A 12,460-nucleotide genomic window follows, 5' to 3' on the forward strand; every position below is an offset into this window, starting at 1 on the left:
GCGTTCGTCGGCCCGTCGACGGCGTCAAGCTGGCGCGGATGCCGCCGCGACGAGCGCCGGCGGCGGTCTTCCGTCACGTGGCGCACCGTGCGCCAGCGCCGCACCGATGCGGTCCAGCAGCGACGGCCGCCCGGAACCGGCCGCCCCGGCCTCGTCACCCAACAGCTTCCACTGGTGCCAGTGCAGCGTGATCTCGATGCTGACCTGCGGGTGCAGCAAGGTGAGCGCGCCGCGCTCGACCGCGTCCTGCACCAGCGACCAGGCGGCCACGCCGACGCCCCAGCCGGCGGCCACCGCGCGCACATAGGCCTCGGCCGACGGCACATGGCGCTGCACCAGCCGGGGCTGGCGCACGCCGAAGGCCTTGGCGACCCATTGCGCCTGCACATCGTCCTTGCGGTTGAAGACCACGAAGGGCACTTGCGCGAAGTTGCCTCGGTGCAGGCCGCCGCTCAGGTGACGGGCGAGAAAGGCCGGGCTGGCGACCGCCACGTAGTGCATCACGCCCAACGGGCTGACGCGGCAGGCGCGCAGGGCCTCGTCCAGCGTCGTCACGCAGCCCAGCACCTGGCCTTGTCGCAGCCATTCGTGGGTGAAGTCCTGGTCGTCGACGATCAGCTCCAGCGACACGCCCTCGTCGACCAGCGGCTGCAGCGCCGGCAAGACCCAGGTGGCGAGGCTGTCAGCGTTGACCGCGATCGGCACGCGCTCATGTGTGCGGCCCGTTTCGCCCAGCTCGCGGTCCAGGTCCGCCTGCAGCGCCTGCACTTGGCGGGCGTGGCGCAGCAGCACCTGGCCGGACGCGGTCAGGCGCAGGGGCCGCGAGCGCACGACCAGCGGCTGCCCGACCCGGGTTTCCAGCGCACGCAGGCGCTGCGAGACGGCGCTTTGCGTCACCGCCAGCCGGCGTGCGGCGGCATCGAAGCTGCCTTCGTCGACCAGCGCGATCAGGGCGTCCAGGGCGGCGGGATCGAGTGGTTCCACGGCGTTTCCTTCATCAGAGCGACTAATGATTCGTGATGAATATTAATCGCGCTTCTCGAATCGGCCGGCCGATCGCAAGATGCCGTCCATTCCACGAAACCCGCAAGGAGTTCCTCATGCACGTGATCGTCCTGGGCGCCGGCATCATCGGCGTGAGCACCGCCTGGCACCTGATCGAGCGCGGCCACACGGTCACGATGGTCGACCGGCAGGAGGACGCCGCGCTCGAGACCTCGTTCGCCAACGGCGCGCAGATCTCGGTCAGCTTCTGCGAGCCTTGGGCGAGCGCCGACGCGCCGTTCAAGGTCGCCAAATGGCTGCTGCGTGACGACTCGCCACTGCTGTTCCGCCCGCGGCTGGACCCGCACCAGTGGCGCTGGGGCCTGTCCTTCCTGACGCAATGCAACGACGCCGCCTTCGAGCGCAACGTTGCTCAGTTGGTCGCACTGGGGCGCTACAGCCACCAGGCGCTCAAGCAGGTCGTGGCCTCGACCGGCATCGAATACCAGCGGCAAGAACGCGGCATCCTGCACTTCTTCTCGTCACAGGCGGACCTCGACGCCGGCGCCGCCGCCGCCGCGCTGATGCGCCGCCACGGTGTCGACCGCCAGGTGCTGGACCGCGCCGGTGTGCTGGCGGTGGAACCGGCCTTGGCGGCCCACGGCGAGCGCATCTTCGGTGGCACCTACACCCGCAGCGACGAGTCGGGCGATGCCCGCGTCTTCACCCAGGAGCTGGCCCGCCGGGCGATCGCCAAGGGTCTGCAGGCGCATTGGAAACACGAGGTGCTGGGACTGGAACAGGGATCGGACGGGGCGGTCAACGGCGTGCTGGTGCGCGACCTCGCCACCGCACAGCGCCGCACGCTGCGCGCCGATGCGGTCGTCGTTGCGATGGGCTCCTACAGCGCGCCGCTGCTGCGCCCGCTCGGCATCCACCTGAACATCTACCCGGCCAAGGGCTATTCAGCCACCTATGCGCTGCGTGAACCGGCCCGCGCCAGCGTCGTCAGCCTGCTGGACGACAGCCGCAAGATCGCCATCTCGCGCCTGGGCGACCGGCTGCGCGTGGCGGGCACCGCCGAGCTGGCCGGCTACGACACGAGCCTGGACTCGCCGACCGCGCGGGCGCGCTGCCAGGCGCTCACCCGGCGGGTCGAGGAGCTGTTCCCCGGTGTCGTCGACACCAGCGAGCCGAGCTACTGGACCGGCCTGCGCCCCAGCACGCCGGACAACATCCCGCTGATCGGCCGCACCCGCCTGCCGGGACTCTGGGTCAACGCCGGCCACGGCACGCTGGGCTGGACCCACGGCGCCGGATCGGGCCTGGCCTTGGCCGAGCTGATGGGCGGTCGACAGCCGGATCTGGCCTTCCGATTTCTGGGCGTCGATGCGACGACGTCGGGTGCGCGCATCGCCATGGCCTGAACCGGTGGTCGCCTGAAGACGCGCTGATCCCTCGGAGTTACGTCACTTTCGGGCCACAGCTTGTGACTTATTCACCGCTTGGGTTCCACCTTTATGGGGATGCTGATGGGGGGGGCCCCCCCCTACAGTTCCCTCCAACAGCTGTCACACGGCCACGGAGTTCCGGCGCCAGCGATCGCAGCAGTCACATCACCTACAACCACAGACTGCGCGGTCCGGATGCCCGGTACCCACCTCGTTCCCTCCAGGACGCCTGCGGGCCCACCTTCACCGGTGGGCCCGTTTTTTTTGAGCCTGACGGTGGTTGGCGGGTGCCGGATCAGGGCCGGAAGCCGTCCTTCAGGCTGGCGCGCAGGAATTCGACCAGTGCGTGCACCGCGCGGGGCACGTAGGGGCTGTAGGGGCGGATGGCGAACAGCGATTCGCCGAAGCTGCCGACCGGGCGCCAGTCCGGCAGGAGGGCCTGCAGCGTGCCGGCGCGCAGGGCGGCCTGGGCGCTGAAGTCGGGCAGCAGAGCGATGCCCAGGCCGTCGATGGCGGCTTCGCGCAGGGCCTCGCTGTTGTTGGCGCTGAATGGGCCGCGGATGGCGACCGTGAGCGGGGCGGACGCGCGCTCGTCGCCGGGCGTCGGCGTGGCTTCGAACTGCCAGGTCGGCGTCTCGCCGGGCCGGGCGTAGGAGAGGCAGTCGTGCCGTCCAAGATCGGCCGCCAGCTCGCCGGGATGGGCCGGCCGGCCGCGCCGTGCCAGGTAGTCGGCGCTGGCGACCAGGCAGGAGCGGGTCTCGCACAGCGTCCAGGCGACGTGGGTCTCGGGTGGCCGGGCGGTGTGGCGGATGGCCAGATCGAAGCCTTCCTGGGCCAGCGACAGCAGCTGATCGGTCAGCACCAGCTCGATGCGCACCTCGGGCACCTCGCGCAGGAAGCCCGCCAGTCGCGGCACGATCTGCTGGCGACCCAGCGCCACCGGCGCGGTCAGGCGCAACAGGCCGCTCGGCGCGGCGGCCAGGTCCTTGACCTGGGCCAGCTCGCGTTCGATCTGCGCGTAGGCGTCGCGTGTGCTGTCGGCCAGCTGCTGGCCAGCTTCGGTCAGGCGCACGCTGCGGGTGGTGCGGCGCACCAGCGGCACGCCAGCGGCGCGTTCCAGCTCGGCGATGCGCTGGCTCATGGCCGCCTTGCTGACACCCAGGCGCTGCGCCGCCGCCGTGTAGCTGCCCAGCGCGCCGAGCACGCCCAGCCAGTGGATGTGGGCCCAGAGCCCGTCGACGCGGCGTGTTTCCATGGTCGGCTCCGGCTGACGATCGCCCCGATGGGGGTGGCGCCTCAAGGCTGTCCGTCAGCGTGGGTGTTGCAGGGTTCCTGCTTTGTTCTTGTTTTCCACGGGGGATTGTTTTCCCTCGTGAACAGTGTAGTCAGCCTGCGGCCCTTTTTCAGCCCGACCCCGCTGCCTAGACTGCGCACACGTTCAGCACATGAACCTGGCAGACCGCGCTGTCGCAGCCTGCCCACCTCCAGGAGACCGACATGGGCGCACCCGACGCATTCACTTCCACCACCGACGTGGGCCACTACATCGGCGGCCAGGTCGTTGCTGGCCACAGCGGCCGCACGCAAGGCGTCTACAACCCGGCCACCGGCCAGGTCGCCCGCCAGGTCGCGCTGGCCTCGGTCGACGAGGTCAACGCCGCCGTCGCGTCCGCCAAGGCGGCTTTCCCGGCTTGGTCGGCGATGCCGGCGATCCGGCGGGCCCGCATCATGGACAAGTTCCTCGCTCTGCTCAACGAGCACCGCGACACGCTGGCCGCCATCATCGTGGCCGAGCACGGCAAGGTCTTCACCGACGCCCAGGGCGAGGTCACCCGCGGCATCGAGATCGTCGAGTTCGCCTGCGGCATTCCGCAGCTGCTCAAGGGCGACTACACCGAGCAGGTCTCCACCGGCATCGACAACTGGACGATGCGCCAGGCGCTTGGCGTCGTTGCCGGCATCACGCCGTTCAACTTCCCCTGCATGGTGCCGTGCTGGATGTTCCCGGTGGCCATCGCCTGCGGCAACACCTTCGTGCTCAAGCCCAGCGAACGCGACCCGTCGGCTTCGCTGTTCATGGCCGACCTGCTGACCCGGGCGGGCCTGCCTTCGGGCGTGTTCAACGTCGTCCAGGGCGACAAGGTGGCGGTCGACACGCTGCTGACCCATGTCGATGTGAAGGCGCTGTCCTTCGTGGGCTCGACCCCGATCGCGCAGTACATCTACGAGACCGGCGCCCACCACGGCAAGCGCGTGCAGGCCCTGGGTGGCGCCAAGAACCACATGGTCGTGATGCCCGATGCCGACGTCGACCAGGTCGTCGACGCGCTGATCGGCGCGGCCTACGGCTCGGCCGGTGAGCGCTGCATGGCGATCTCGGTGGCCGTGCTGGTCGGCGACATTGCCGATCAGGTGGTCCAGCGCGTGGCCGAACGCGCCCGCACGCTCAAGGTCAAGAACGGCATGGAACTCGACGCCGAGATGGGCCCGATCGTCACGGCCCAGGCCAAGGAACGCATCGAGAACTACATCGGCATCGGCGTGGAAGAGGGCGCCCAGCTCATCGTCGACGGCCGCAACTTCACGGTGCCCGGCTTCGAGGGCGGCTTCTTCACCGGCGGCACGCTGTTCGACCATGTGACGCCCGCGATGCGCATCTACCAGGAAGAGATCTTCGGCCCGGTGCTGGCCTGCGTGCGCGTACCCGACTTCGCCAGCGCGGTTGAACTGGTCAATGGCCATGAGTACGGCAACGGCGTGGCCTGCTACACCAGCGACGGCAACGTGGCGCGCGAGTTCGCCCGCCACATCCAGGTCGGCATGGTCGGCATCAATGTGCCGATCCCCGTGCCGATGGCCTGGCACGGCTTCGGCGGCTGGAAGAAGAGCCTGTTCGGCGACATGCACGCCTATGGCGAAGAGGGCGTTCGCTTCTACACCAAGCAGAAGTCGATCATGCAGCGCTGGCCGGCGAGCATCGCCAAGGGCGCCGAGTTCACGATGCCCACCGCCAAGTGATGTGGCGGTGATCGGCAGGCTCAGGGACTGAGCCTGTCGTCACGAAGACGGCCGCCGATGCATCGCGCATCGGCGGCCGCCTGTCTTTCCGGCGCGGTCTCAGCCGCTGTGCGAGCTGAGGGTCTCGTAGCGCAGGTCGTCCTGCTGCGCGAGCTGGCGGCCGATCAGCTCGCGGCGTTGCAGGGCCAGGTCCGAGACCAGCACGTCCAGGATCACCGTCTGCATCAGCCGGGAGACCATCGGCACGAGCGCGTGCCGGTCCTCTGGGTGATCGACGGGCAGCACGACATCGGCCAGCCGAGCCAGGTCGCTGCGTTGCGGGCACATGGCGATGACCTTGGCCGTGCCGCGCCGGGCCCGTGTCACGGCCTCGTTGATCGGCTCGATCGCACCGGAGTTGGAGATCACCAGCAGCACGTCCTCGGCGCCGATAAAGGCCGCCGTGATGCTCTGCAGCTGCGCATCGGTGCGGGCCACCGCACGCAGGCCGACGCGGCCGAACTTGTTCTGCGCCTCCTCGGCCACCAGCGCGGCGGTGCCGACGCCGTAGACCTCGATGTGGCGGGCGCTGGCCAGCAGCCGCACGGCCTGTTCGAAGGCCTCCGGATGCAGCCGGTCGCGCAGCGCCACCATCGCCGAGATCGAGTTGTTGAGGATGGTTGCCATGCGCTCGGCGGTGGGTGCCTCTGGCCGCACGCTGCGGTGGGTGACCTTGGTCGTGCCCGACAGGCCGGCGCCCAGGCGCAGCTTGAAGTCGGCCAGGCCCTTGAAGCCCATCGAGCGGCAGAAGCGCAGCACGGTGGGCGTGCTGACGCCGCAGCGCTCGGCGATGCGGGCGATCGGGTCGCTCATCCAGGCCCGTGGCGCGGACAGCAGGTCGCCGGCCACCAGACGCTCCGAGGTCGACAGCTTCTGCAGCGCCGCGCGCACGTCGTCGAGCAAGGGCTCGGCGCCATGGTCGGCGGTCAGGTGATCCTCCAGAAAGGCCGAGGCGCCGCGCAGCGCCGATCGCGGGGCCACCACCACCCAGGTCGGGATGGCCTGCAGCCAGCGCGAGAAGCGGCCCTTCTGCTCGAAGCGGGCGCGGAAGCTGGACTGCAGAAAGAAGGGCAGGATCTTGGGCACGATGCCGCCGCCGACATAGATGCCGCCGGTGCTGCCCAGCGTCAGCGCCAGGTTGCCGGCCACGGTGCCCAGCATGGCGCAGAACATCGCCAGCGCCTCGCGGGCGACCGGGCAGGCGGGTTCGCCCAGCGCCCGGGCCGACACCTCCGGCGCGCTCAGCATCGCCGGCACGCTGCCGCCGGTGCGGGCGGCGAGGGTTTCGTAGATCAGTTCCAGGCCGCTGGCCGAGATCAGCCGTTCGCCCGACGCATGGCCATAGCGGGTCTGCGCGGCGGCGACCACCAGCGCCTCCTGGGCATCCTGCGGCGCATAGCTGGCGTGGCCGCCCTCGCTGGGCAGGGTCACGTAGCGGTCCTGCACGGGGATCAGGGCTGACACGCCCAGGCCGCTGCCCGGGCCGATCACGCCTTGCACGCCGCCGGGCACCGACTCGCCGCCGCCGACCTGCACCCGTTCGGACGGCTCCAGCCGGGTCAGGCCCATCGCCAGCGCGCTGTAGTCGTTGACCGCCAGCAGCGTCTTGAAGCCCAGCGCCCGCCGCATGCCCTCGACCGAGAAGGACCAGGGGTGGTTGGTCAGCTGCACATGGTCGCCCGCGATCGGGTTGGGCAGGGAGAAGGCCGCGTGATGCACCACCGGGTTGCCCTGGCGGGCGAGGAAGACGCGCACCGCATCCTCCAGCGACTCATGGGCGATGCAGGGCAGCACGTCGCTGGCGCTGTGGTCGTCCGGGGCACGTTCGAGCGCGAAACGCACGTTGGACGCACCGACGTCGGCCAGCAGGCGCAGGCCATCGGGATAGACGGCGGTCAAGGCTTGGGGGTCCATGGAGCCAGTGTAATGAAATTACGTTGTAACTCTCATGTTGGCTGACGGATCTGGAAATCGGTGTTTGCCTGAGTCGTCATGTCGCAATCGATTGCGAATTGAACTTGTCGTGGACAAACTGGTGTTCAGGTCCCGAATGCTGTCAGCTAAAGTTCAGTGTTTACCCTGATTCGAACTTCGATGTATGGAAATTACATTGTCGACGTGGCGGCTTTTGCCACCCCTTTAGCGGAGACAACTTCCATGTCGATCACCTACAAGCAACTCGCTGCCGGGCTCGTCCTGGCTTTCGGCGGCCTCGCCAGCGCGCAAGCCGCCACCCTGACGATCTCTTGCGGCAACAACGCCGCTGACGTCGAGTTCTGCGGCAAGTTCGCCGAAGAGTGGGGTCAGAAGAACGGCCACACGGTCAAGATGTACACGCCGCCGGCCAGCACGACCGACAACCTGGCCCTGCTGCGCCAGCAGTTCGCTGCCAAGTCCTCGGACCTCGACGTCATCATGATTGACGTGGTCTGGCCGGGCGTCATCAAGGACCACCTGGTCGACCTGAAGAAGTACAGCAAGGGCGTCGAGAAGGATCACTTCCCGGCGATCGTTGCCAACAACACCGTCGACGGCAAGCTGCTGGGCATCCCCTGGTTCACCGACGCTGGCCTGCTGTTCTATCGCAAGGACCTGCTGGCCAAGCACGGCGTGAAGGTTCCCCAGACCTGGGAAGACCTGGCCGCTGGCGCCAAGAAGATCCAGGACGCCGAGCGCGCTTCGTCGCCGGACTTCCAGGGCTTCGTGTTCCAGGCCAAGGCGTATGAAGGCCTGACCTGCGACGCGCTCGAGTGGGTCGTCAGCTACGGCGGCGGCACCATCATCGACGGCAAGGGCAACATCACCATCAACAACCCGCAAGCTGCCAAGGCGCTCGACGCCGCTGCTTCGTGGATCGGCACCATCGCCCCGAGCGGCGTGCTGAACTACGGCGAGGAAGACTCGCGTGGCGTGTGGCAGAACGGCAAGGCTGCGTTCATGCGCAACTGGCCGTACGCCTGGTCGCTGGGCCAAGCCGCCGACAGCCCGATCAAGGACAAGATCGGCGTGGCCGCACTGCCCGCCGGCACCGGCCCGGGCGCCAAGAAGGCCGCCACGCTGGGTGGCTGGCAGCTGGCTGTCAACAAGTACTCGAAGAACGTGGACGCCGCCGCGTCGCTGGCCTTGTACATGGCCAGCGCCGAGATCCAGAAGAAGCGTGCCGTCGGTGGTTCGTACAACCCGACGATCCCGGCCCTGTACAAGGACGCCGACATCGCCAAGGCGAACCCGTTCATGGTCGAACTGCTGGACGTCTTCACCAACGCCGCAGCCCGCCCGGCCACCGCGACCGGCCTGAAGTACCCGGAAGTCTCGAACGCTTTCTGGGACGCGACCCACGACGTGCTGTCGAAGAAGTCGACCGGCGCCGAGTCCGTCAAGAAGCTCGAAGCCAAGCTCAAGCAGATCAAGAAGGCCAAGTGGTGATCTGTTGAGTGACGTTGCACCCTTCGGGGTGCAGCTCCGACGGGGCGCCTTCCTTCACAGGTTGCGCCCCGTTCCTGTCTTTGCAGTCGGGACCCTCCCATGAAAAACCGCTCGCGCATCGCCTGGACCTTCCTGACCCCGATGCTGATCCTGATGGTGCTGGTGGCTGGTTGGCCGCTTGCCCGTTCGATCTGGTTCAGCTTCACGGACACGAACATCAACAACATCGCCGAGTACAGCTATGTCGGCTTCGACAACTACTTCTCGGAGTACGGGCTGTTTGGCTTGTCGATGTTCTCGGCGGAATTCTGGGAGACCGACTGGGGCATCTCGATCAAGAACACCTTTCAGTTCTCGATCGTCTCGGTGGTCCTGGAGACGCTGGCGGGCCTGGGCGTGGCGATGCTGCTGAACCAGGAGTTCAAGGGTCGTGCGCTGGTGCGCACCGCCGTGCTGGTGCCCTGGGCGATCCCGACCATCGTGTCGGCCAAGATGTGGGGCTGGATCCTGCATGACCAGTTCGGCCTGATCAACCAGCTGCTGGTCGACTTCGGCTTCATCACGACCAAGATCGCGTTCACCGCCGATCCGGCCTATGCGCTGTGGACGGTCGTGGCGGTCGACGTCTGGAAGACCACCCCGTTCATGGCCCTGTTGTGCCTGGCCGCCCTGCAGACCCTGCCTAAGGACTGCTACGAGGCCGCCCGCGTCGACGGCGTGCACCCGCTGCGCCTGTTCTGGAAGGTGACGCTGCCGCTGATCAAGCATCCGCTGATGGTTGCGGTGATCTTCCGCCTGCTCGACGCGCTGCGCGTGTTCGACCTCATCTTCGTGCTGACGTCCAACAGCGGCAGCACCATCAGCATGTCGGGCTTCGTGCGCCGCGACATGGTCGACAACGGCAACCTGGGCTCCGGCTCGGCCGCCTCGACCTCGCTGACCCTGATCATCTTCCTGACTGCCGTGCTCTTCATGCGCGCCGCCCGGGTCAAGCTCAACGAGGAGTCCAACTGATGAACAAGCGTCCGCTGTGGGGCTCGATCGCGATCTACTTCTTCGCGTTCCTCGTTGTCGTCGTCTCGGTCTACCCTTTCCTGTACACCGTCACGACCTCGCTCAAGACCGGCACCGCGCTGTTCAGCACCAGCCTGCTGCCTGAGTCGCCGACCATCCAGAACTACATCACGCTGTTCCAGGGCAAGCAGCCCTTCGGCACCCAGCTGGGCAACTCCATCATGGTCGCCACCATCACGGTGGTGATCTCGATGTTCATGGCGATCACGGCGGCCTACGCGCTGGGCCGCATCAATTTCAAGGGCAAGAGCACTCTGCTGCTGGCGATCCTGGCGGTGTCGATGTTCCCGCAGGTGGCCGTGCTGTCGGGCATGTTCGAGCTGATGCAGTCGCTGGGCCTGTACAACCGGGCGATCGGCCTGGTCGTGCCCTACACCGTCTTCACGCTGCCCTTCACGGTCTGGATGCTGACCACCTTCATGCGCGGTCTGCCCAAGGAGCTGGAAGAGGCCGCGATCATGGACGGCTGCGGCCCGATGCGGATCATCTTCGAGGTCTTCATGCCGCTGCTCGCGCCGGCTCTGGTGTCGACCGGCCTGCTGGCCTTCATCGGCGCCTGGAACGAGTTCCTGTTCGCGCTGACCTTCGTGACCGACGACTTCCGCCGCACCGTGCCGGTGGGCATCTCGATGATCTCGGGTGCGACCGCCTATGAGATCCCCTGGGGCTCGATCATGGCGGCCTCGGTCATCGTGACCGTGCCGCTGGTGATCCTTGTGCTGATCTTCCAGCAGAAGATCGTCTCGGGCCTGACCGCTGGCGCCGTCAAGGGTTGAGGCCATGAAGGCAAGCAACAGCGGCTGGTGGCGTGGCGGGGTGATCTACCAGATTTACCCGCGCAGCTACCAGGACAGCAACGGCGACGGCATCGGCGACCTGCCCGGCATCACGCGCCGGCTGGATCACATCGCCGCGCTGGGGGCGGACGGCATCTGGCTGTCGCCCTTCTTCAAGTCGCCGATGAAGGACTTCGGCTACGACATCAGCGACTACTGCGATGTCGACCCGATGTTTGGCACGCTGGCCGACTTCAAGGCGCTGGTGGAGCGGGCCCACGAACTGGGCCTGAAGGTGATGATCGACCAGGTGTATTCGCACACCAGCGACCAGCACCCGTGGTTCAAGGAAAGCCGCTCCAGCCGCGACAACCCGAAGGCGGACTGGTACGTCTGGGCCGATGCCAAGGACGACGGCACCCCGCCCAACAACTGGCTCAGCATCTTCGGCGGCAGCGCCTGGCAGTGGGACACGCGGCGGCGCCAGTACTTCCTGCACAACTTCCTGACCAGCCAGCCGGACCTCAACTTCCACCATCCCGAGGTCCAGCAGGCCGTGCTGGACTCGGTGAAGTTCTGGCTCGACTTCGGCGTCGACGGCTACCGGCTCGACGTCGTCAACTTCTACTTCCACGACCGGCAGCTGCGCGACAACCCCGGTCGCGGCATGCCCGATGGCAGCGACCCGGCGGTCAGCCCGGTCAACCCCTATGCCTGGCAGTGGCACCACCACGACAAGAGCCAGCCGGAGAACCTGGCCTTCCTGCAGCGCCTGCGCGCGCTGGTCGACCAGTATCCGGACACGACCATGGTTGGCGAGATCGGCGACGACGACGGCCTGGCCCGCGTCGCGCAGTACACCGCCGCCGGTCCGGACGGCCTGCCGATGCTGCACATGGCCTACTGCTTCGACCTGCTGGGCGAACCGCACGGCTCGACCTACCTGCACGGCGTGTTCACCCGCTTCAACCAGATCGTCGGCAGCGGCTGGCCCTGCTGGGCCATCACCAACCACGACATCCCGCGGGTGGCCACGCGCTGGGGTGGCTCGAATCCGCCCGCCGGCCTGCTCAAGGCCGCCGCCGCGCTGCAACTGAGCCTGCGCGGTACGGCCTGTCTCTACCAGGGCGACGAGCTGGGTCTGCCCGAGGCCGACATCGCCTTCGAGGACCTGCAGGACCCCTACGGCATCGCGATGTGGCCCGAGTTCAAGGGCCGCGACGGTTGCCGCACGCCCATGGCCTGGGAGTCGGCCGCCCCGGACCTGGGCTTTGGTGCCGCCGGTGCGTCGACCGCGCCCTGGCTGCCGGTGGCCGAGTCACACCGCGCGCTCGCCGCTGACCGCCAGCGCGGCCAGGCCGGCTCGGTCTACGAGACCTACCGTGCGCTGCTGGCCTGGCGGCGCGGCGTGCCGGCGCTGATCCATGGCGAGATGGCCTTGCTGGACGTGCATCCGCAGGTGCTGGCCTTTGTGCGCGAGCACGCTGGCGAGCGCGTGCTGTGTGCCTTCAACCTGTCCGATGCCGCCGTGGTGTGGACGCCCCAGGCGTCATCCAGGTCGGCCGGCACCCTCGGCGCGGTCCTTGCTGACAGCGGCATGCACGGCGCCGCCGTGTCGGGCAACAGCGTTGCCTTCGAACCCTGGGGCGTGCTGTTTGCGCGCCTTGGTTGAACCGGGCCGCGCTGGCCTGA

General features: G+C 67.9%; 9 protein-coding genes. 6 read left to right on the top strand and 3 right to left on the bottom strand.

Going from position 1 to position 12,460, the window contains the following annotated elements:
• Positions 1–24 precede the first annotated feature (24 nt).
• Positions 25–984: a LysR family transcriptional regulator ArgP gene (locus tag EV685_RS15525; protein ID WP_130482965.1), complete on the bottom strand. Its 960-nt coding sequence runs from the start codon at positions 982–984 to the stop codon at positions 25–27.
• Positions 985–1,100: 116 nt separating this feature from the next.
• Here EV685_RS15525 and EV685_RS15530 point away from each other — a divergent pair, with 116 nt between their 5' ends.
• Positions 1,101–2,411, top strand: a complete 1,311-nt coding sequence (locus EV685_RS15530; RefSeq protein WP_130482966.1) for a D-amino acid dehydrogenase — start codon at positions 1,101–1,103, stop codon at positions 2,409–2,411.
• A gap of 319 nt (positions 2,412–2,730) precedes the next feature.
• On the opposite strand, the gene EV685_RS15535 is transcribed toward EV685_RS15530, so the two are convergent.
• Positions 2,731–3,690, bottom strand: coding sequence for a LysR family transcriptional regulator (locus tag EV685_RS15535; protein ID WP_130482967.1), 960 nt, complete (start codon positions 3,688–3,690; stop codon positions 2,731–2,733).
• A gap of 242 nt (positions 3,691–3,932) precedes the next feature.
• On the opposite strand from EV685_RS15535, the gene EV685_RS15540 reads away from it, so the two are divergent.
• Positions 3,933–5,453, top strand: a complete 1,521-nt coding sequence (locus EV685_RS15540) for a CoA-acylating methylmalonate-semialdehyde dehydrogenase (protein WP_130482968.1) — start codon at positions 3,933–3,935, stop codon at positions 5,451–5,453.
• A 99-nt stretch (positions 5,454–5,552) separates the two neighbouring features.
• Here EV685_RS15540 and glk read toward each other — a convergent pair whose 3' ends face one another.
• Positions 5,553–7,406, bottom strand: coding sequence for a glucokinase (glk, locus tag EV685_RS15545; RefSeq protein WP_130482969.1), 1,854 nt, complete (start codon positions 7,404–7,406; stop codon positions 5,553–5,555).
• Between the two features lie 243 nt (positions 7,407–7,649).
• Between glk and EV685_RS15550 the strand changes: the two genes are divergently transcribed.
• The 4 genes from EV685_RS15550 (at position 7,650) to EV685_RS15565 (ending at position 12,440) form a co-directional block, all read left to right on the top strand.
• Positions 7,650–8,918, top strand: coding sequence for an ABC transporter substrate-binding protein (locus EV685_RS15550; RefSeq protein ID WP_130482970.1), 1,269 nt, complete (start codon positions 7,650–7,652; stop codon positions 8,916–8,918).
• Between the two features lie 99 nt (positions 8,919–9,017).
• Positions 9,018–9,932, top strand: coding sequence for a carbohydrate ABC transporter permease (locus EV685_RS15555; protein WP_130482971.1), 915 nt, complete (start codon positions 9,018–9,020; stop codon positions 9,930–9,932).
• Positions 9,932–10,768: a carbohydrate ABC transporter permease gene (locus EV685_RS15560; protein WP_130482972.1), complete on the top strand. Its 837-nt coding sequence runs from the start codon at positions 9,932–9,934 to the stop codon at positions 10,766–10,768. Before EV685_RS15555 ends, EV685_RS15560 begins: the two co-directional genes overlap by 1 nt.
• Positions 10,769–10,772: 4 nt before the next feature.
• Positions 10,773–12,440: an alpha-glucosidase family protein gene (locus tag EV685_RS15565; protein WP_130482973.1), complete on the top strand. Its 1,668-nt coding sequence runs from the start codon at positions 10,773–10,775 to the stop codon at positions 12,438–12,440.
• Positions 12,441–12,460 lie beyond the last annotated feature (20 nt).

It is taken from the genome of Sphaerotilus mobilis (assembly GCF_004216565.1).
In the GTDB taxonomy this organism is placed as follows: domain Bacteria; phylum Pseudomonadota; class Gammaproteobacteria; order Burkholderiales; family Burkholderiaceae_C; genus Sphaerotilus; species Sphaerotilus mobilis.